This is a genomic window from Terribacillus aidingensis, from assembly GCF_900215625.1.
Classification (GTDB): domain Bacteria; phylum Bacillota; class Bacilli; order Bacillales; family Amphibacillaceae; genus Terribacillus; species Terribacillus aidingensis.
This window is the reverse complement of record NZ_OBEK01000004.1, coordinates 99,277-119,738: the sequence shown is the minus strand read 5'-3', so window position 1 is coordinate 119,738 and position 20,462 is coordinate 99,277. Positions and strand designations below refer to the sequence as shown.

The 20,462-nt window shown below is 43.6% G+C and carries 26 protein-coding genes; 5 read left to right on the top strand and 21 right to left on the bottom strand.

All coding sequences use genetic code 11. From position 1 onward, the window contains the following. Positions 1 to 110: 110 nt before the first annotated feature. A complete protein-coding gene (locus tag CRO17_RS13145) occupies positions 111 to 299 on the bottom strand; it encodes a hypothetical protein (RefSeq protein WP_097042933.1) in 189 nt (62 codons plus the stop codon). A gap of 132 nt (positions 300 to 431) precedes the next feature. Here CRO17_RS13145 and CRO17_RS17615 point away from each other — a divergent pair, with 132 nt between their 5' ends. Further along, the gene (locus CRO17_RS17615; protein WP_179637061.1) at positions 432 to 605 is read left to right on the top strand and encodes a hypothetical protein; all 174 of its coding nucleotides are present in this window, start codon (positions 432 to 434) and stop codon (positions 603 to 605) included. On the opposite strand, the gene CRO17_RS13140 is transcribed toward CRO17_RS17615, so the two are convergent. Then, positions 602 to 1,234, bottom strand: coding sequence for a DUF2306 domain-containing protein (locus CRO17_RS13140; RefSeq protein ID WP_097042931.1), 633 nt, complete (start codon positions 1,232 to 1,234; stop codon positions 602 to 604). The two genes, CRO17_RS17615 and CRO17_RS13140, sit on opposite strands and share 4 nt — an antisense overlap. A 51-nt stretch (positions 1,235 to 1,285) precedes the next feature. Next, entirely contained in the window at positions 1,286 to 1,801 is a 516-nt protein-coding gene (locus CRO17_RS13135; RefSeq protein ID WP_281253834.1) for a TetR/AcrR family transcriptional regulator, read from the bottom strand. A 466-nt stretch (positions 1,802 to 2,267) separates the two neighbouring features. On the opposite strand from CRO17_RS13135, the gene CRO17_RS13130 reads away from it, so the two are divergent. Beyond that, entirely contained in the window at positions 2,268 to 2,639 is a 372-nt protein-coding gene (locus CRO17_RS13130) for a hypothetical protein (protein ID WP_097042928.1), read from the top strand. Between the two features lie 44 nt (positions 2,640 to 2,683). Here the strand turns inward: CRO17_RS13130 and CRO17_RS13125 are convergent, their stop codons facing one another. Continuing rightward, positions 2,684 to 3,250: an NADPH-dependent FMN reductase gene (locus CRO17_RS13125; RefSeq protein ID WP_097042927.1), complete on the bottom strand. Its 567-nt coding sequence runs from the start codon at positions 3,248 to 3,250 to the stop codon at positions 2,684 to 2,686. Beyond that, positions 3,247 to 4,317, bottom strand: coding sequence for an LLM class flavin-dependent oxidoreductase (locus tag CRO17_RS13120; RefSeq protein ID WP_097042925.1), 1,071 nt, complete (start codon positions 4,315 to 4,317; stop codon positions 3,247 to 3,249). Before CRO17_RS13120 ends, CRO17_RS13125 begins: the two co-directional genes overlap by 4 nt. 120 nt (positions 4,318 to 4,437) lie before the next feature. Between CRO17_RS13120 and CRO17_RS13115 the strand changes: the two genes are divergently transcribed. Both CRO17_RS13115 and CRO17_RS13110 read left to right on the top strand, forming a co-directional pair. After that, entirely contained in the window at positions 4,438 to 4,806 is a 369-nt protein-coding gene (locus tag CRO17_RS13115; RefSeq protein WP_097042923.1) for a winged helix-turn-helix transcriptional regulator, read from the top strand. 11 nt (positions 4,807 to 4,817) lie between these two features. After that, positions 4,818 to 5,183, top strand: a complete 366-nt coding sequence (locus tag CRO17_RS13110) for a DUF4309 domain-containing protein (protein WP_097042921.1) — start codon at positions 4,818 to 4,820, stop codon at positions 5,181 to 5,183. A gap of 103 nt (positions 5,184 to 5,286) precedes the next feature. Here CRO17_RS13110 and CRO17_RS13105 read toward each other — a convergent pair whose 3' ends face one another. Beyond that, complete coding sequence (locus CRO17_RS13105) at positions 5,287 to 5,919, bottom strand: FMN-dependent NADH-azoreductase (protein WP_097042919.1); 633 nt, start codon at positions 5,917 to 5,919, stop codon at positions 5,287 to 5,289. Positions 5,920 to 6,096: 177 nt separating this feature from the next. Next, positions 6,097 to 6,606, bottom strand: coding sequence for a DUF3231 family protein (locus tag CRO17_RS13100; protein ID WP_097042917.1), 510 nt, complete (start codon positions 6,604 to 6,606; stop codon positions 6,097 to 6,099). Between the two features lie 149 nt (positions 6,607 to 6,755). Between CRO17_RS13100 and CRO17_RS13095 the strand changes: the two genes are divergently transcribed. Then, positions 6,756 to 7,733, top strand: a complete 978-nt coding sequence (locus CRO17_RS13095) for a potassium channel family protein (RefSeq protein ID WP_097042915.1) — start codon at positions 6,756 to 6,758, stop codon at positions 7,731 to 7,733. Here the strand turns inward: CRO17_RS13095 and CRO17_RS13090 are convergent. The 14 genes from CRO17_RS13090 to CRO17_RS13025 all read right to left on the bottom strand — a co-directional run bounded on the left by CRO17_RS13090 (position 7,730) and on the right by CRO17_RS13025 (position 20,327). Further along, the gene (locus CRO17_RS13090; protein ID WP_342748988.1) at positions 7,730 to 8,350 is read right to left on the bottom strand and encodes a DUF421 domain-containing protein; all 621 of its coding nucleotides are present in this window, start codon (positions 8,348 to 8,350) and stop codon (positions 7,730 to 7,732) included. The genes CRO17_RS13095 and CRO17_RS13090 overlap by 4 nt on opposite strands. 122 nt (positions 8,351 to 8,472) lie before the next feature. Further along, a complete protein-coding gene (locus tag CRO17_RS13085) occupies positions 8,473 to 8,811 on the bottom strand; it encodes an N-acetyltransferase (protein ID WP_097042913.1) in 339 nt (112 codons plus the stop codon). Continuing rightward, entirely contained in the window at positions 8,808 to 9,176 is a 369-nt protein-coding gene (locus CRO17_RS13080; protein WP_179637059.1) for a VOC family protein, read from the bottom strand. The genes CRO17_RS13085 and CRO17_RS13080 overlap by 4 nt, the downstream gene beginning before the upstream one ends. 36 nt (positions 9,177 to 9,212) lie before the next feature. Then, a complete protein-coding gene (locus CRO17_RS13075; protein ID WP_245864792.1) occupies positions 9,213 to 9,638 on the bottom strand; it encodes a DinB family protein in 426 nt (141 codons plus the stop codon). Between the two features lie 139 nt (positions 9,639 to 9,777). After that, positions 9,778 to 10,923 carry a family 43 glycosylhydrolase gene (locus CRO17_RS13070; protein WP_097042907.1) on the bottom strand — a complete coding sequence of 382 codons (1,146 nt, stop codon included), beginning with the start codon at positions 10,921 to 10,923 and terminating at the stop codon, positions 9,778 to 9,780. An 18-nt stretch (positions 10,924 to 10,941) separates the two neighbouring features. After that, complete coding sequence (locus CRO17_RS13065) at positions 10,942 to 11,727, bottom strand: HAD-IIA family hydrolase (protein ID WP_097042905.1); 786 nt, start codon at positions 11,725 to 11,727, stop codon at positions 10,942 to 10,944. 22 nt (positions 11,728 to 11,749) lie between these two features. Continuing rightward, positions 11,750 to 11,947 carry a DUF6171 family protein gene (locus CRO17_RS13060; protein ID WP_245864791.1) on the bottom strand — a complete coding sequence of 66 codons (198 nt, stop codon included), beginning with the start codon at positions 11,945 to 11,947 and terminating at the stop codon, positions 11,750 to 11,752. Between the two features lie 56 nt (positions 11,948 to 12,003). Beyond that, a complete protein-coding gene (locus tag CRO17_RS13055; RefSeq protein WP_097042902.1) occupies positions 12,004 to 13,218 on the bottom strand; it encodes a sn-glycerol-1-phosphate dehydrogenase in 1,215 nt (404 codons plus the stop codon). Then, positions 13,218 to 14,708 (bottom strand): alpha-N-arabinofuranosidase, encoded by a 1,491-nt coding sequence (locus CRO17_RS13050; RefSeq protein ID WP_097042900.1) that lies wholly within the window; start codon positions 14,706 to 14,708, stop codon positions 13,218 to 13,220. The genes CRO17_RS13055 and CRO17_RS13050 overlap by 1 nt, the downstream gene beginning before the upstream one ends. Before the next feature lie 31 nt (positions 14,709 to 14,739). Then, positions 14,740 to 15,363: a YesL family protein gene (locus CRO17_RS13045; protein ID WP_097042899.1), complete on the bottom strand. Its 624-nt coding sequence runs from the start codon at positions 15,361 to 15,363 to the stop codon at positions 14,740 to 14,742. Positions 15,364 to 15,427: 64 nt separating this feature from the next. Continuing rightward, complete coding sequence (locus tag CRO17_RS13040) at positions 15,428 to 16,267, bottom strand: carbohydrate ABC transporter permease (protein WP_097042896.1); 840 nt, start codon at positions 16,265 to 16,267, stop codon at positions 15,428 to 15,430. Next, a complete protein-coding gene (locus CRO17_RS13035) occupies positions 16,267 to 17,208 on the bottom strand; it encodes a carbohydrate ABC transporter permease (protein ID WP_097042894.1) in 942 nt (313 codons plus the stop codon). The genes CRO17_RS13040 and CRO17_RS13035 overlap by 1 nt, the downstream gene beginning before the upstream one ends. 12 nt (positions 17,209 to 17,220) lie before the next feature. Then, complete coding sequence (gene arfA, locus CRO17_RS13030) at positions 17,221 to 18,747, bottom strand: arabinosylfuranosidase ArfA (protein ID WP_097042893.1); 1,527 nt, start codon at positions 18,745 to 18,747, stop codon at positions 17,221 to 17,223. Positions 18,748 to 18,986: 239 nt separating this feature from the next. Next, complete coding sequence (locus CRO17_RS13025) at positions 18,987 to 20,327, bottom strand: ABC transporter substrate-binding protein (RefSeq protein WP_097043167.1); 1,341 nt, start codon at positions 20,325 to 20,327, stop codon at positions 18,987 to 18,989. Between the last annotated feature and the right edge of the window lie 135 nt (positions 20,328 to 20,462).

Here is a 20,462-nt window from a genome sequence, read left to right as displayed (position 1 = left end):
GATTTTATTGAATTATAGTACACCTTTCAAGTCATTGCCAGCTGTTGACCTATGTAATTAAAATTTTTCCATAAAAAAGGCACCTATACTTAGATAGATGCCCTAGCTCTTTATTTCTCTATTACTTTAGCAGAAGTTACATTCGCTAGATTAACAACTTCACCAGCTACCCCAAACCAACCATTCTCACTAGCTTTAATTTCGTTCACTACATGAACATAGGAACCAGACTGGTAATCTTTAAATGTATACTTATCTCCGCCGACAAATGTAAACTCCACATCGAACTTTTCCTGCACGAATAGTGCCTCCTTTTGTTTTACCTTCTTCATTCCATTTCCCAAAGTTAACGCAGTTAAACACATATTTGCTTAATATCAAACTATTTAGTAATCTTAAGGTATAGCAGCTTGCGACAGAGGGAGATCATGATGGGAAAACATATATTCTTGCATCTTGTTGGCACCTTTATTTTAATTGGCGGCATCTATTTATCACTTACAAACACATTCATTGGTGTTGGTATGGCAATGGCCGGAGCTATTCTGCTTGGAGCCAGCTCTTATTTCGTATCTATTAAAAAAACGAAGCAGCCGAAACCTTAATACACATCACTCTTTTTCCGTTTTATATATACTAGGATAAACAGCAGATTTGGAACCCAGCAAATCCAAGCTGTGTATGCATAATACACGTCATAATGCTGGAGCCCGAAAACAAGCATAAATAACCCCAGCCAGATTCGCAGTGTTACGGCAGCAAATGTCAGGCTGTAATTCATCATAGTCCAGCGTCGATGCTGGGCTATTTTTTTTTGGATAGCTGCTTTGACTGCTAGAATTACCGTTATGAACCAAACAATAGCAAGCATGCCGAAGCCAGTTTGAGCAATCACGCCGCCGGTAGCATAGTAAGCTAGATACAACCCAGAAACTCCTCCACCTATTACGCCTGCTGTATACACATAGCCCATGCGTTTATGCAACACCTTGTTTTTGTGCCTTACCTTTTCCATTAACAAAAAGGGACCAAGTACAAGCGCGAAGATGCTTGTCACAATGTGAACGCCGAGTATTACTTTCCACAAGCTAGATACAATCTCTCCTGAACTGACTTTCTGCATAATCAATCCCGCTTTATCCATTCCAACTATTCCGTACTGCACAACAGCATAAACGGCAATCCCTATAGCCAGCAACAAGATGAACCGCATTTGCATGCTTTTTGTAACCACAAAGCTCCCCCTATTTGACCAGTGGTCAGTTATATTTAATAAAAAAGACCGTTAAATGGTCTTTCTTAAAAAATCAACATGTACTGCAGCAGCCTTGGCAGCTCCCTCAAAATTTGGGACGCGGTGCAGGTGAAGCGATACAAATCCATGCAGCGCTAAAAAAATCGAGTAAATCATGTCATTCTGCAGGTCTTTACCGCTAGCTTTTTTCACTGCTGCTGCAAATTTTTCATAACTTGCAGCTGCCGGCTGCTGCATTAAACTATCTACTTCTTCACTTTTTAGTAAAAACATCAATTCATATTGATACGGATAATTGAGACCGAAACGCAAGAATCCAAGGAGCAGCTCCTGCAGCTTATCGTTCTTTTCCTGCTTCATCGTAAGATCAATGAGTAAATTTAATTCATCAAAATAAAATGCTAATACCTCGGAAAAGAGAGCTGCCTTATTCTTAAAGTGATAATACAATGCGCCATGGCTGCATCCTAAATCCTTCGCAATATCACGCATGGAGACTTTTTCATAACCATGTTCTATAAACAATGTTCTCGCCTGCTGGGTAATTCGTTCTTTTGTTAATTCAGCTATTTTTCACACCTCTTTGACCAGTGGTCAGTTTTAGTATACGCAAACCGCTCTTTATCTGTCTATTGTATTCTTTAGACAGTAATCGACATAATATACGAAAATCTTACAAAATACCCCTCTTCCAACCCCCTCCCTATTTTCTTACAATAAAAGCAAGACAAGTACATGCCGAGAGGGTGAGTAATGTGACGTTATTCCAGAAGTACATTTCCAGTCTGTATTCATTCAAAAAAGGTGATCCTGGCGATGCAGCGATCCTGTATTTGGCTGCCACTTCTCACTTAGAGCTTTCTCATTTTTACTACTCCTAACAGTTCCCCTGCCTGTTGCACTGCTCAAAGAACGTCTTGCTATTACAGAAGAAGATGACCTCATTATCAATCCAACGGGCGGAAAGCTCGAGGAAGATGACGCCGGCGCATATTATACTTTAGTAACGAAAGTGAAGGATTGGGTAGAAAATGACGGATCCGGCACTGCTGGTATTTACCGTGTATATGAAGATGGCACCATCAGTGATCAATATAAAGAGGAGCCTGTTGAACAAGCGGCGACAACAGATACAAAAGTTGTCACTAGTGCGGACGACGCCGCTGCCCTGCTCAAAGAACACCTCAACATCAAAGATAACAAAGACCTTATTGTCGGCACAGCTGAAGACAGCGAAAAAGATAAAAATGGGACTTATTATTATGTAACATTAAAGTCTGAATCAGCAATGGCAAACGGCGGTACTGGTACTGCGGGTATTTATAGGGTGTATGAAAATGGCACAGTCGTTGATGCTTATGCGGACACCAGTGAAAATAACTAAGCAAAGAGGCAGCCTTCTAAGATAGCTGCCTCTTCTTACTTCGCTTAAAAATCATATTCTGCTTCTTTTTTCTCGCGCACGCCTGCTTGCGCTTCTGCCAAGTCAAATGCATCCTCTGCCAACCGCTGAAGTCGGAGGTGGACGTCGTCATTGATAACCTTTCCGTTCAAGAAGTCTTTTTCTTCTGCAAAGACATACGATGCTACGATGTGTGCTTTCATATAAGATAAAATTGGCTTTAGCTGCTGTTCAGCAACAAGATAATGCTTTGCTGAACCTGCTGTAACAACAATCCCCGCTACTTTGTCACGGAATGCCTGTGTAGGCAAAAGATCGAATACATTTTTCAACGTCCCTGGTATGGAAGCTTGAAAAATTGGTGTGCCGATAAACAGGATATCTGCTTCCATCAGCTTTTGCGTCACATATGCCGTGTCACCTGTGTACTCTAAATAATTTCTTCCATCACTGAACTGCAGCTCATAATCTGCCAAATCCAATAGCTCATGGTCCGTATCAGGATAGGCTTTAAGCATCTCTTCCCAAAGCAAAGACATCGCTGTTTTAGTTTTTGATCCGACGATCGATCCTGCGATACCAACTACCTTCATGCATCCGTTCCCCCTTGCTTCGTATATTTCTTAATTGCCGGCAAAATTTCCGTTCCAATTAACTCAATATTACGTTCCATCTTCTCAAACGGTACGCCGCCGAAATCAAGCTGTGCCAGATAGCGCTGATGACCGAATTGCTCATGCTGATAAAGAATCTTCTCGATAATCTGCTGCGGGCTGCCGACATTGATGATGCTGCGGTGATCTTGCGCCTGCGCAAATAACTGTTTCGGGAATCCTTGTCCGTTTGTCTTCTTCATACCTTCATTTATGTGCGGGTAATAGTCGCGCAATGCTTCTTGTGTTGTTTCTGCTGCGTAGAAGAAGCCTGTTGTTGCTACTGGAATCTGTGTTGGGTCAAACCCTCGCGCTGTTAATGCTTCCCGGTAAGCATCAATTGTTCGCTTGAATACACTTGCAGGTCCGCCAAGCATAGCAGTTATCATTGGTACTCCAGCATATCCAGCTTTAATCGCACTCGCTGGTGTTCCGCCTACAGCACGCCAGATTGGCAATGAGCCATTCACCGGGCGCGGCAGCACTTGTGCATTCCGCAACGGTTTGCGGAATTCCCCGCTCCAGTTTACAACCTCTTCCTGATTGATCTGCAGCAGCAAATCGAATTTCTCTTCGAACAGTGCTTCGTAATCATGCAAATCATAACCGAGCAATTCAAATAATCCAACACGAGATGCACGTCCGGCTACAATTTCAGCTCTTCCGCCCGATAGCAAATCAAGCGTAGCAAAATTCTCATATACCCGAACTGGATCAGATGTACTAATAATGGTAGAAGAACTGCCAATTTTTATTTTCTCCGTCGCTTGCGCAATTGCGGCCAATATAACTGCGTGAGCCTGCGATGCAAAATAAGGCTGATGGCTTTCCCCGACACTAAAGAAATCAAGACCAGCTTGATCTGCTAACTGTGCCAGTCGCACCAATTGCTGTACCCTCTCTTGCGCAGAAATTCGTTCTCCTGTATGCGGATTAGCTAAATGATCACCTAATGTGTAAATACCAAATTCTATACCTTTACTTGAATCAATACGATAATTTTCCATAAAATCTGTCTCCTATTTTTTATCTTACAGCCATTATCCACCAAAGCTCACTTATTGGAAAGTACGCACTTTAAAGTGGTATAGTATAGAAAAGGATACTGTAGAAGCGGGGGATAAAAAATGAGCGATTATAATGAAGAAATTGTACCGGAAATGTGTAAAGTAACAGATGCACTTGGCATTTTAGTTGGAAAGTGGAAGCCGGTCATTCTGCTTCATTTGCTGAAAAATGGGACACAGCGCTTTAATGAACTGAAACGTAGTTTGCCCGGAATCACACAGAAAATGCTGACAAACCAGCTTCGTGAGCTAGAAGAAGAGGACATTATCGAGCGTAAAGTCTACGCCCAGGTGCCTCCGAAAGTGGAGTACTCGATTACAGATTACGGCACAAGCTTGGAACCCATTCTACATGCCATGCATGTATGGGGAGCAAATCATACCATTCATAAGCAAACGAAAAGAAATAATCAGGCGGAAGCCAAATAAAAGATGGACTGGTGACAGTCCATCTTTTATTTGTTTCACCGCACTTATGTTTACGATTGCTCATGCTGCTAAGAAGGAATACATCATGGCAAGAACAACCTTACACTTCCGGAACATGTGATACCTATCATGCAGAAATGGGAAATCCCGGTTATCATTTTAATTACGACCAAGATGGCACCTTACTAGAAGTTCGTTACCTCGGCACTAACGTAGAGCGCCAGACAAACTTAGACAGCATTACACATGAAGTGTTAGAGCGATTGGGGAAAGCTGATGCAATAACTTCTATTCCGGCAACGGACCAGCATAAATACAGTTATGAGACTGGCACCTATCTTGAGTTACCGATGACACCCTTAAAGTTGATCATGTGAATCTTGTCCACAGTGGCCTATTAAATGATTTATATTAAAAACAGAGCAGAAAGAAAGCAGAGAAACCGAAGTTTCTCTGCTTTTTCACGCTGTATAAAGATGCTTAGTTTTTCAAACGTGCTGCTGCTTCTTTTACTTGTCCAAGACCATCTTCGATGATTTGAGCTGCTCGATCAGGAGACGCGTTATGGCCTTCGATTACAACTTCATCGATGATTTCCATACCGAAAACGCCGCCGAATACATTGCGCATGTAGTTAAGAGACATTTCCATTGGTGCAGCTTCTGGCAGAGAGTAAACGCCGCCGCGTGCATTTAGGAAGATCACTTTCTTGTCGGTCATCAACGGAATTAAGCTGCCTTCTGCACTGTATTTGAATGCAAATCCTGCAGCAAATACATAGTCAATGAAAGTCTGCAATTTAGCTGGAATTGTCAAGTTCCATAGCGGGAACGCGAATACAACAACATCTGCCGCTGTAACTAAATCCATAGCTTTTTGCTTAGCAGCCAATAGACGCTGCTCTGTATCATTCAGTTCAGCACCGTTTTGTACTTTACCGAAAGCATCGAACAATTCTTGTCCGAAGTATGGTGTATCTTCTGCGAATACATCATAAGTAGTAACAGAAAGATTTTCTGCACCTTCTAATTCTTGCATGAATGTTTCATACATTTTACTTGATATCGCCTCAGAAGCCGGACGATTATTTGCTTTAACTACTAATACGTTCATCTATAAAACCTCCATTATATCTCAATCTGGAATCGTATTCCCCTAAATCCCCTAATGACTATTATTAAGTTATTTAGTTAAAACAACAAGTACGCACTTAAAAGTGGCATAGTATCTTAAATGATACTAATGGAGAATGACAGCAAAAAAGCAGCCATCTTTTGGCTGCTTCTCTGGTTAACCTTCTTTATTTGGCTGATGCAGCGGCGGAGGCATAAGCCAGCCTTTTTCCTTCAATAACTTCAGGAACTTTGCACCTAACATTGCTTTATTCGTATGGAACTGTCCAAACATCATGCCAACATCTTCACGGATAGATTGTCCCATCATTGTGCTGCAAGCAACAAGACTTGCAGCAACACCTGCTGAAGCAGTTGCTGCTACGTCAGGATCAATGAATCGTGCGCCAACAGGAATAGATTCCAGCTCCACTTCTGGCGGTTCTGGTGCAGATGGCGGTAAAGCGATGCCATTCGCCCGCAAGATCTCCGATACCTGTTTGACTTCTCCTTTTGCTCCGTCAATTGCTTCTGTCATAAGCTTTTTCAAGTCGTCGTCGCCTACATGGTTTAACAGCATTTGATGATTTGCAATCATCTTATTACCTGTCAAAACGAAAGACCAAAGTCCGTAAACTTCCCCGTAATGCAACGGCTCGTCTTGCGGATTTCCGCTCAAGATTCCCATCGTCATCCTCCTAAAAAAATTCATCTTTCAGTGCCGCCTTTCTGTTGCACATTATTAGCATGACCTATTCTGCCGAGTTTATGTAGAAATGTTTAAACGTATTTGCAAGCAGGTATTAGGCAGTGAAGGAAGAAAAGGAGGTGACAGCAATGGAAGCAGTATTGATTATTCTTGGTATCGCAGTAATTGGACTCGTTGTTTTAGATTTTATCTTGACAACCCTTTGGGTACAGGGCGGAGCAGGTCCGGTAACAAGCAAGCTTACAAGCGGTATATGGATTCTGACTCGGAAAATGAGCAGAGACAATAAAACGATTCTCAGTCTTGTCGGACCTATGCTGCTTGTTCTCACCGTAATGAGCTGGATTTTACTCTTCCTTGCAGGTTGGTTTTGCTTAATCGCCAGTGATCCGGACATTCTTTCTAATAGTCAGCATGAAGGAAATGCTAGTATTATTGATCGAATATATTATGTTGGTTATACATTCTTTACTCTAGGCAGCGGAAACTGGACGCCTAGTAGTGATGTTTGGAAAGTAATTGCAATCATACTAACTGCGTCTGGCATGATTTCCATTACATTCGCTGTTACTTATTTAATTAATGTTGTCAGTGCTGTGAACACCAAACGAGGTTTCGCCCAGGATGTGTTAAGTATCGGGCAGTCCGGTACCGAGATACTTCTGACAGCTTGGAATGGGAAGGATCTTCATCACTTAGATAAGCCGCTCAGTTTAATTAGTTCTAATTTATCAACATTAAGTACGCAGTATAATGCTTATCCAATTCTGCACTATTATTTCAATAAGGACTCGAGCAAATCCACATCCCTGGCTATTGCCGCATTGGATGATGCACTTCAAGTGATGGAGCATCACCTTCCAAAAGAAACATTGCCAAACCCTGTTATTGTAAAACAGACACGTTCGTCTATTCTTACATTTTTAGACACATTGGATTTCGTTACTATTTCTGATAAAAATGAAGAAGCACCTGCTCCTGACTTAACTGAACTGCGTGAAAAGGGGTTGCCTGTTCATCAAGCGCAAGGGGAAGAACAAACATTTGAACATAGAAAAAAACTTCTTTCGTTAGTACATTTAAATGCCAGGAAGTGGCCAACTTAATTCAAGAGCTGAGGATGCTCTGGCTGGTGGCTGCCTTCAATTTCGGAAAACAAATTAGATGCTGAAGGTTGTCCTTTTGTTAAATCTGACTCAACTTGTTCACTAGTTACCGCCTCTTTTAGTAATTGATGTAGCGCGGTTATATCCTCTTTCGTTGCAGGCTGTTTGTTTTCTTTCAGCATATAGCCCAATTGGCCGCTGGGCTCGACAGTAGCCCATTTGAGATCTTGAATGGATGCAATCCCTTGCTGCCGAAGCCGCATTTCTAATTTATCAACAGATAATTTTAATTTTTTGAGGGTTTTTACGTCCAGCTGCCCGTTCTCAATAACAATTTTAGCTTTGCCAGTGAAGAAGGATTCTGCTTTATTCCATTTTAATTGCACAAATTCCAGAATCATTAGCGTTACAATTAAAAGCGCAGCAATGGCAAAAGTACCCCAAAGATTTTTACCGCTGACTGGCTGGATGAGTAATGTGCCAATTGAGATCATGATAACAGTCTGGGATATCGTCATTTGGGAAATAGATCTTCTCCCAGAGAACCTTATAAGCAAGATACCAACGATAATGATGAGGACAGATTTCCATATAACGTTTAAATCCAATTGAATCACCTTCTGCAGCATATTTTCTTGTTTAACTTTGCCTGCAGAAGTAAAAAACATGCACACAGAACATGATAAAGCCAGTCTGCCCGTCTGGCTGTAACTATTTTTGTCTTCCTTTGCCTGCAGAGTTAAACATCGACTGATACAGGGCAGCTCATTATAACAAGCATACCTTTTCTCTCCATCACTCGACGGCCTGTATCTCGATAGCCTGCCTTTTCATAAAGCCTGCGGGCTAATGTATTTCCTACATTCACCGCCAAAACAATCTCATCAATATGCGAAAACACTCGCTGTACAAACGCTGGCAATCTTCTCAGCGCTCCTTTTCCGTACCGTTTTCCAAGTTGGTGATAATCCGTCGAAAAAGTTCGCAAAAGGATGGCTGCTGGGTTATCCGAAAAGCGCCGCACCCCTTGCTCATGCAAAGAGTATTTTCTCCATTGCTTCATTAATTTTTCCTTCATGATGACACCCGCACATAATACCCATCCGGATCAATTACTCGAAAGTCTCGCTTTCCCCATGACCTATCTGCAAGCTGTGATTCTATCTGTGCTGGGTAGATACGAAGGAGCTTGTTGAAAACCTGGTCCACATTTTCAACTGGCAGGATAAGCTCCACTCCCTTTCCTTTTGCCGAATCACGCATAGAATTAAAATAATGATTGCTATTTAAAACAGATTCATCCGTCAATCTTAAGACAGCTCCTCTGGCATCCTCAAAGAGCGCACTTGTTTTATTGCAACTTGTGCACCCTTTTCCTAACAAGCAACGATAGAACACAACGGAAGAAGCCAGATTCCGGACAAATAATTCCACTTGAAACATCCTCATCACCTCCGGATAATACGTAAGTTACGCTGATTAAAACAATGGTCCGCCAAATCCATTTAATCTGGCAATCACACCAACTTGCCCGGCATGATATGCTTCATGTGAATAAACATGGTGGAACAGCCACTGCATCGTCGGCTCAGACGGCGGCTGCCAGCCATCCGAAAAATCAGGCACATCAACAAATTGAGCCCATTCTTCCTTTTGTAAGGAATATAAAACCTTGTCCGTTTCTTCTCTAATATGGATATAGTTGGTTAAAGGATCCTGATCGTCCAATATCCTGCTGTTTTGTTTCAGCCCAACTTGAAACACCCAGTAATCTTCCGTTTGCGCCATATGGTCGATTACCCAGGAAATACTATTATGATAGGCGTTAGCCTGCCATTGTTCACTAGTCAGCTGCTGTAAATAAGGTATCAAAATTTTTCTTACATCATTACGATACGGGAACAACCGCCTCAACTCCTAAGTATACTTCTACCAATATATTGAATATTCTATCAGTACAAACAATCTCTTGAAAGTTAAGTGCAATAGAATTGATTTTTGCTGCATACAAAAAGTCCCTGCACGTATGTGCAGAGACTTTCACTTACTCAATTATAATTTTTGCTTTTGGCGTTACTACTGCATCTGTTTTATATCCTGGTTCGCCGAAATACGGCATTTCATCTTTCCAGAAGAAACGCTGTACACGGGCATGCCTATTGGGATCGTAAAGCGGGTTGCCTTCAATCTCCTTATACGGTCTGGCATGGTAGACGAGCAAGTCAAAGCCATCTTCTGTCACCGTGAAGCTGTTGTGCCCTGGACCGTAAAGACCTGTGTTGTCGGAGCTTTTCAACACAGGCTCCGGCACTTTTGTCCAAGCAGCAGGATCCAGCAGATCAGCATCCTCATCCGCATATAAAAGGCCCATTACATAACGGTCATCGGTCGCACTTGCGGAGAAGGTTAGAAACACTTTGCCATAACGGCGGAGAAACGCAGGACCTTCATTCACATCAAAACCCGCCCTTTCCCAGTCGTACTCTGGCTTAGTGAGCAGCACTTGTTTACCTTTGATGGTCCATGGGTTCTCCATTTCAGCGATATAAAGATTGGATATGGTGTCGTTCTCTGTTTTTTGTGCCCAAACAAGATACTGTTTATCATGATGCTCGAACGTTGTAGCATCTAAGGAAAAGCTCTGAAATTCAGTATTGATGGCTCCCTTTACCGTCCATTCATCCTTTAACGGATCACCAGTACATTCAAATACGTACGGGCGGATGGCCCACACATCCTCCTTATCTCCTGCTGCAACATGTATGTACCATTTACCGTTAATTTGATGCAGCTCAGGAGCCCAAATATGTTCTGACAGTATACCAGATTCGTGTGCCTGCCACACTGTAATCTCCTCTGCTTCGCGCAGTCCGTCTATTGTCTTAGCACGGCGCAAAACGATTCTGTCATACTTCGGATAAGAGCCGGTGAAGTAGTAGAATCCGTCATCTGCTTTCAGAATATAAGGGTCCGCTCGCTGGGCAATGAATGGCTCCGGATAATCTTCTATTTCTATCTTTCCTTCTACCTCATACGCACCAGCCTTACTATTGTCAGGTAATTCTGGCCAGCTGACCCGATAAGCTGCTTGCACGCCTTCTTCTATTTGCACATCTATTACTGTTGGTAATTCGATTCTTTCCCCTTGTTTAACACGCACTTCAATTGGATCAACATTGACGATTTTCATCTTATCTCCTCCAACTTCTTAAGCGAATGGAAGTTCCTTAATGGACGGCAGAATTAAATCGGGCTTAATGCTCGAAATAGCTGCCTGCTCCTTTGTTGTATTGCCTGTCAGCACTAATGCTGTTCTCAGCCCGAACATAGCGCCCATCGCTATGTCGGATGTCATGCTGTCGCCGACGATCATTGTTTTTTCCGGTTCGCTGCCTGCTTGCTGCATAACTTTTTGATACATAAAATGAGATGGTTTACCGACGATAATATCGGTTTTCTTTCCTGTTGATGCTTCGATAGCGCCGATTAAACCCCCAACGTCAAGCTGCAGACCGTCTTTGCCTGGAAAAACAGGATCTTGATTTGTCGCAAGTATTCTCGCTCCATGAATAACGGCCCGAAACGCTTGATTCAAATCATGATACGTAACACCAGTGTGCAAAGAAATAACCAGCCAATCGGCATCTTCAGGCTTCGCAGCAAGTGTCAAACCTGCTTCCTGTAATTCCTCTCGAAGCCCAGCTTCACCAAGCACCCAAACTGGCAGCCTCGGATAATGCGTCTGCAAATAATCAGCCGCAAGATACGAGGACATAATTATGTCTTCCTTCTCCCAGTGAATACCTTGCTCTTGAAAATAAGCAGCAATCTGCGTCCTGGAATGTGTGCCGCGATTACTCAATCCAATTACACGTTTGCCAGCTTCCTGTAAGGTACGTATCGTCTCTGCAGCTCCGTCAATTAGCGTAAAATCCTTCCATACGGTACCGTCCAAATCAAATAAAATAGCGTCCAGCTCCTGATAATACGTCATAGCAGTCGCCTCCTTTCTTCCATTATACCTGCTGCCAGCGGTCTCCGTCAGGATCAGGACAGCGCTTATACGGAAGGGAAGCCCGAAACTGAATAAAACAGCCGCAGCGAGCGCAAGTATGCTCTGCAGTCAAGGATGGACACCTATTGCAGATTGCTAAACGCGCCGACACCGTAACTTCATCCGCCAAAATCGGTTCCAGCGCCAACTGGTCACTCACAAGCGCCGCGGCTTCCGCTGCAGAATAGCTTTTTTTCTTCTGACAAGTCGGACAAGTCATCGGCTGCCGATTCGGTCCTGCAGCGGATAGCTGATTTGCTCTCTTTTAAATTGATTTATGAGCAGCAATCCTGTACAGCGGTCACGCAAATGATAAGCTTCATTCAAGCTATCCTGGACAAGTGATTCTTGGATGCCGATCTCTTCTGCCGTCGCAGGAGCTCCTACCTGATATAAGTAATACTGCAATGCTTCTGGTGTTGGCAATGCGGCAATTTTCAGCCGGATATCCTGCCAGTACTCTTGCAGTAAAGGAGCGTTATCACCTTTCGCTTCCAGCAAATCAAACTGTTCACTCCAGTTTTTATATAGTTCGGTGATGATTGCACACGCGACACCAACTTTGGATCCGTGCAGCAGCTGCGGTTTGTCGGCTTCCAGCAAATGCATCTCCCAATAATGAGACAAATGGTGCTCTGCTCCAGAAGCTGGCCGGGAAAAGTCTAGTACTTGCATCACAAGACCCGATTCAATCAGTGCCTCCATCAAGATCTTGATGCCGGCTTCATCTGCTTTAGCGATTTCCTCCACATGCTCCACACAGTTATCAAGCGACCGCCTTGTCATCTTGGCAGCTAGCGTATTATACGGTTCGTTTCCAACTAAAGCAGAAATCTCCCAATCCAGCAAAGATGTGAACTTTCCTAAAATATCGCCAAAGCCTGCTGCTGTCAGTGCACGTGGTGCAGCACATAAAATATTGAGATCAGCAAAAACTGCTACCGGTGCAGCTGTTTGGATTGTCTGCTTCACACCACGTAAAATTAATGGTGCACCTTTTGAGGTAAAGCCATCAACAGATGCCGCTGTCGGTACACTCACAAATGGAATTGAAAGCTTTTGACTGCAAAAACGGGTAATATCATGAATCGTCCCCGACCCTACCGCTAGCAGCACATCTGTATCCATTGGTGTTTCAACAAGCACTTGCACGAGCGAGGTTTCATCTGCGTTCACCTGCCCATGGTGATTGGCAATCAATTCAATGATTTGAACTTGAATGCCGTTGTCTTGTAACTGCACCGCGAGCTGCTCACCTGCTGCAGCTTTCGTTTGTGCATCCACAAGGAGAACGGCCTGCGACCAGTTTTTTTCTTTCAAGAAGGATGCGACAGAAGTGAGTGCTCCTGCTTCTACTTCCAGACGCGGAAAAGTGTCGGCGTTAATTCCATATTCTTCAGCCAATGCGAGCAAATCTGCTGAAAGCTGCATTATGCGCCCTCCTCGATTGTGAGTACCGTAACGCTCATTGGCGGCAATGTCACTTGCAGTCCTTTGTCATGCTTTGTGAAATTCGTGAATGCTGTTGTCTGCACGGCATCCGGTTTTTCAAATGTATTTCGCGCATCCTTTTCGTTCGCCGTAAGCACCTGACCTGTTACCTTCCCTGCTGCAGCGCCGCGAAGTTCTGTATCGACTTGCACGTCGTTTGTATCGTCCAGATTGCAGAAGCTAATATGAATCTTGCCATCTTGCCCTTTTGATACCGAGGCTGTGACAGATGGATATTCAAGTTCCCCATGTGTCAGATTATCTGTTTCCAGATGGAAGGATAAACGGTCTGCATCTTGGTGTACCTGATACAAGTCAAATACATGATATGTTGGGGTTTTAATCATTTCCTGTCCTTCTGTTAGAATCATTGCTTGCAGCACATTAACGGTTTGAGCAATATTGGCCATTTGCACACGATCGCTGTGATTATTGAATATGTTTAGTGAGGCTCCGGCTACAAGTGCATCCCGGATGGTATTTTGCTGATAAAGAAAACCTGGGTTTGTACCTGGTTCTACGTCAAACCACGTTCCCCACTCATCAATAATTAATCCGACACGTTTTTCCGGATCGTACTTATCCATAATGGTGCCATGCTTCTCAATCAGCTCTTCAATCCACAGCGCACGCTTCAGCGTCAAGTGCCATTCTTTCTCGGTAAAGTCTGTCGCAGAGCCTTTTCCAAGCCAGAAGTCACCAGGAATCGTGTAATAATGCAAACTCAAGCCATCCATCATTGCGGCTGCCTCTCGCATGAGTACATCCGTCCATTGGTAATCATCAATATTGGCGCCGCCAGCTATTTTGTACAGCTTGTTATCGCCATAGTTGCGTACATATGTCTGGTAGCGACGATAAAGATCCGCATAATATTCCGGGCGCATATTTCCGCCGCAGCCCCAGTTTTCGTTGCCAACCCCAAAGTACTTCAGCTTCCAAGGTTCCTCGCGTCCGTTCTCCTGGCGCCAAGCGGTCATCGGCGATTCACCGTCGAACGTCATATATTCAACCCACTCCGACATTTCCTGTACAGTTCCGCTGCCAACATTCCCGCAAATATAAGGCTCGGCATCCAGAAGTTCACAAAGTGTAAAAAATTCATGTGTACCAAAATGATTATTCTCGACAACGCCGCCCCAGTGCGTGTTAACCATCCGCTTACGCTTCTCGCGCGGACCGATGCCATCTTTCCAGTGATATTCATCAGCAAAGCAGCCGCCTGGCCAGCGCAGCACTGGAATGTGCAGCTGCTTCAATGCTTCAAGCACGTCATTTCGAATTCCTTTTGTATTCGGTATAGAGGAATCTTCTCCGACCCAAATTCCTTCATAAATCCCTCTTCCAAGATGCTCAGCAAAGTGGCCGTAAATATTTTTGTTGATTTTTCCTTCGGTAACGTCAGCCTGAATTAGCAGTTTCGTTGACATGCGAATCGCTCCAATCTTTATTCAAAATGAATTAGCTCGCTAATTGTTTTTGCAGTTTCATTGTGCTGAATACTTTCAGGCTCAGCCACATCCATCCGAAGGCACTAAAGCTGAAACAGAAGAACAGCAGCAGCACCGGCAAGCCGATGGAGTGATACAGAACCGCAAATAAAAGCACCCCAATCGAAAGCGTCATATGAAATCTCGTCAGGCCAATAATGAATGCATTCTTTACGATCTGGAAAGTTCCTGCCTTATATTGCGCCAGCAGCGGAAAGCTCCAGATTACGACGGTCATGTAAAACAAAATGAGGACGTAAAAAAGGAAAGGAACTAAGAAGAACAACTGTCCATCCGCTTGCCTGATAAGCAGATAGTTGATATACAGAATGAACCCCGCTGCGGCCAGCAGCCATCCGAGCTTGTTCGCTGCCCAGAATTCTTCTTTATACGCTTGACGGAATGCTGGATGAAGCTTTACTTCCTCCCCGTTCAATAGTTTTCGAGAAACTTGTAAAGCAGCTGCAGTTGCCGGCGCCACACCGGCAATAAGCAAACCTAACAAACTGTATAGCAAAAACAAGGCATTCAAATAGGCAAAACGTGTGATCCATAACAGCGTTTTATCTAAGTTTTTCATCGCTTTTTTCAGCATCTTCCTAACTCCTTTCCTATAATCCTATGGCTGCCAGTTCAATAGACAAACTAGCAGCCTTTCATCAGCCTTTCACACCGCCGACAGTCAAACCAGAAATAAAGTAGCGCTGGAAGAATAAGAACAGAATAACGATTGGAATAATCGTCATAACCGATCCAGCAATCAGGATGTCGTAGTTATTACCGTATGGCGTCAGCAGTGTTGCAAGACCAAGCGGCAAGGTAAACATATCGTTTGATCGGAGTACCAGAAGCGGCCATAGGAAGTTATTCCAGCTGCCCAATCCTTGCAGGATGGCCATTGCCGCCAATGACGGTCCCATTAACGGCAGCATAATTTTAAAGAAGATACCGTATTCGGTAGATCCATCAATCCGAGCTGCATCCATTAATTCTTTCGGCAAACCAAGTGCATATTGCCGGAAGAAGAACACCGCTACTGGTGCAACTACACCTGGCAGGATGACGCCGAGATACGTATCAATCAGCATCGTGTCAATCATTAGCTGGAACAGCGGCAGCATTAGAATCTCAAATGGCACCATAAGGATAAAGACGACAGCCACGAAGAAAAGATTGCTGCCTTTAAAGTCGTACATCGCCAGCGCATAGCCGACCATGGAAGAAAAGAATAGGGACAGCACGATCATAAGCGCCGAAATCCATAAACTGTTGCCATACCAAGTCCAATACTCCGCCGACTGGGTAAAAATGTACGTGTAGTTGCTTAGCGTTAATTCACTCCAAGGAAAACTGAACGAAATCCCATTCCGCATTAAGGAAGAAGACGGGATAAACGAAGATAACACCATACTGATAATCGGAAAAAGCGCAATCAAGCTGACGATGGCCATGACAACAGTGGCAATGATACTGAGCAGTTTACTGTTATTCTTTTTCATCATCTGCCCTCCTTCTTAAATGTACCTGTCGCAATCAAGTAGATAATACTGATGACGAAGATGATAAGCATGAGCACAACGCCTAATGCAGCACCAAAGCCCATGTCGTTTTGCTGAATTCCTTGCTGATAAATATAAGCAGCTATAGAAAGACCAATGTTACCTGGTGAACCGACAGCCCAGAATACATAACTCTCTTCGAACATTCGGAAACCATTAATGATTGTAATTGTACTAACGAAGACGATGATTGGCTTCAGCATCGGCATCGTGATGAAACGGAAGCGCTGCCATCTTGTCGCACCATCAATTTGTGCTGCTTCATACATTTCATCCGGCACGTTCTGCAAAGCAGCCAGGAAATATAGTATATTTACACCTATCCAGCGCCAGCTTGCCAGGAGTACCATAAGCAAGATTGCCGCCCACGGTGAAAACATCCACTTTACGGAATCAAATCCGAAAAATCCGATGAACTGGTTTGCCACTGCACTGTCTTGTTCACTGAACATGAAGCGGAAGATCATCCCGCCGACGATTGTCGATGTGAGGGCAGGAATAAAGAGTGATGCTCGGAAAATGTTCCGGAAACGCACATGCTTCGAATTCAGAATAACGGCGAGTATCATCGGAATGATGGTCAAAATCAATACGGTGAAAATAACGTAAAGCGTCGTATTCGAGACAGCTCGGTAGAATGTCGGGTTGAATACCCGTTCATAGTTGGCCATCCCAATGAACTCCACTTGCCCTGGCAGCACGCTTTGGAAACTCATCATCACGCCTTGAATAGCTGGATAGACGGTAAACAGCAGCAGTGACAGAACAAATGGTGAAATAAAAACAAAAGGCACTACTTTTTTAGAGTTTAGGAACCGGACGAGCTTGTTTTGCTTTTTCCGCGCTGGTACCGGTGTCACCGGATTTGTAACTATTTTCACAACAATCCCCCCTTACGATTCGTTAGTTTTTGTTTTATGCAGCCGGATGACATTCCAAGAAGTTCGATGCAGCTGTGCATGTAATTTCCCATCTGCCAAGCTGGAATCTCCGTTTGTGTGCGGGGTCACACGTGCTGTATCTTTTGTGTTAGCAGCTTTCAAGTCATGATGCTCCAGTACAATATGTTCTTTGATTGTGTAGCCTTCAAAGCTTCGCACATCCACGTCAAGCGGAATGGTGTCTTCTAAATGTTTATTAACAAGGAAAATCGTTAATTCCTCGCCTTGTTCATCGTACACAGCTGCACAATCTATAAATGGTACATCTGTGAAATCTTTGCTGTCATATTTCGGAGAGGAAAGAATTGGCTGTAAACTTACCCCCCGGCCAAATACAGATGCGTGCAGATACGGATAATAGATTGTCTGTTTCCAAGATTGGCCGTTATTTTCAGTCATGATTGGGGCAATAACATTCACGAGCTGTGCCATACACGCCATCTTCACGCGGTCTGCATGGCGAAGCATCGTGATCAACATACTTCCTACCAGCAAGGCGTCCTCAAAATTGTAGACATCCTCCAGCTGCGGCGGTGCAACTGTCCACGGCTCCAGCTTTTCATCATGCTCTCTGGAGTGGTACCACACATTCCATTCGTCAAAGCTTAAGTTGATTGTCTTCTTGCTGCGGTGTTTCGCTTTGATATAGTCACAAGTTGCAGTTACTGTTTTAATAAAATGATCCATGTCCATGTTCTTTGCCAAATAGTTAGCAGGATCATTGGAATTATTGCCGTAATATTGATGCAGGGATATAAAATCAACTTCGTCGTAAGCGATATCGAGTGTTGTTGCTTCATATTCCGGGAATGTCGGCATATCGGTATTAGAGCTCCCGCATGCTACAAGCTCAATTGTTGGATCCACAAGCTTCATTGCTTTACCTGTTTCTTTTGCAATTTTTCCATACTCGGCAGCCGTTTTCTGCCCAACCTGCCATGGACCGTCCATTTCATTACCTAAGCACCATGTTTTGATTTGATGCGGCTGTTCATAGCCATGCGCTCTGCGTAAATCGCTCCAGTAGGTGCCGCTTGGATGATTGGTATACTCAATTAAGTTACGTGCAGCATCAATGCCTCTTGTGCCAAGGTTTACTGCCATCATCACGTCTGCGCCTGCTTTTTTTGCCCAATCAACAAATTCGTTCGTTCCCATTTCATTTGTTTCAATGGTGCGCCACGCCAGCTCCAGCCGTCTTGGCCGCTCTTCTTTCGGTCCGACGCCATCTTCCCAATTATACGCAGACACCATATTACCGCCAGGGTAACGGACAATTGGTACTTGCAGTTCCTTGACCAGATTTAGTACATCTTTTCGAAAACCTTGTTCATCCGCTTCCGGATGGCCTGGTTCGTAGATTCCGCCGTATACTGCTCTTCCAAGATGTTCAATAAATGAACCGTAAATACGTTGATCGACCTCACTTATTTGATAACTCTTATCCAGCACCATTGTCGCTTGCAGCTTATTTGCCATTCATTCCACTCCCTTTATATTGATAACGCTTACAAATATAGTGAAAAAAGAAGGCGATTCGCATCGCGCCTTGTACGAACATATTTTTAGATACATCACACCAGCCGTAAATATGTACGTATAAGTTCATACATTTAGTATAGTCAGATATCGATTTAAAAACAAGCGTTTTTGTAACATTAACTATACAAAAAACCGAGCAGCTTACAGAACCGCTGCTCGGAGTTGATAAATTCATCCTATTTCTTCATCGTGCTCTCAATTTTATCAGCAGCTTCTTTCATTGCTTCTTCTGGTGTTTTGTTCTTCTGCCTTAACACAGAATCGGCGATGATCGTGTTATATTCGGTGGAGACATCTGGTGTACTTTCCGTAATGTTAAGTGTATTGATTTCATCTTTTACTTCTAATAACATATCGAAGATGCCATCACCAAAGAACTGATAGTATTTATTATCTTCTTTGACTGCATCGCTTTCCCATACATCCCAGCGAGGCGGGTCAAATCCAAGAACCTTCCACAAGTTAATGCTTCCCTCTTCAGAAAGCTTTGTATATGCAAGGAATTCTTTAGCCAAATCCTTATCTTCAGACTGGTTTGTTACCGAAGTACCTGTTCCGCCCATACCGGCCGAACGTTTGCCGCCTTCTTCCCACGCAGGAAGCGGTTTAATCGCGATTTTGCCTTCCATTTCCGGCATATTATCTAGGAAACGCCCCATATACCAAAGCGGAGCTAAAATGGCAGCAGATTTACCTTCTGTGTAATATTTATAAAAGTCTTCTGACTGGTTCGTACCGCCAGGAGTAAGCTCTGCAATTTTATCTGTATAAACTGTGTCATAAAGGAATTGTAAGGTATCTATGTTTGTTTCGTTATCAAGTGTCAAATTTCCTTCTTCATCAAAGAAATCGGAATCCTGCTGAGAAACCATCGGCCAAAGATCCATTAGGAAGTCTGCAGTTCCGACGTTCCACATAACCGCATCTGTCTTTTCTGTTACTTGTTTACCAGCTTCTACGAAATCATCCCAAGTCTGGATGCTATTAATATCAACGCCAGCTTGCTCCATGATTTCGGTATTATAATACATCACTGTGGCGCCTACATGTGTTGGTATTCCGTAATAGTCTCCGTCTTTTGCATATAATTCAAAACGAGCTGAGACGGAATCTGCTAATACTGGCTCTACGTATTCATTCATTGGTTCCAGCTGCGGCTTCCCTTGCATAAAGTTCTGAAACTTACTCATCTCAATATCTGCAATATCTGGTGCACCTTTACCAGACTGCAAGCTTAGCAGCAAGTTGTTGTGCATCTGGTCAAATGGATACGTTTCTGCTGTAAGTTTGATAGGCCGGTCAGGGAATTCTTTATTCCAGCGTTCTGCTGATTCTTTAAACAAATCCATATGCTGCCCAACAAATGTCCAATAAGTCAATTCTGTTGCACCCTCTAAATCTGCCCCAACAACTTCTGTTTCATCCGCTTCACTGCCTCCGCCGCCGCTGCCTTTACTGCAAGCGACTAATACGACAATCATGAGACCAATCATCAGCGTTTTTAAAACTTTCTTCATCAAAGCTACCCCCTCATTTTTATTCATGGCAAGCACTTCTTTGAAAGCGTTTACTAAAGAGGTCATACCTCCCTTACCGTAATCAGCCAACGTGAGACAGTCTGGATGATAGCGCATACATTTTGTTTGTCAGCT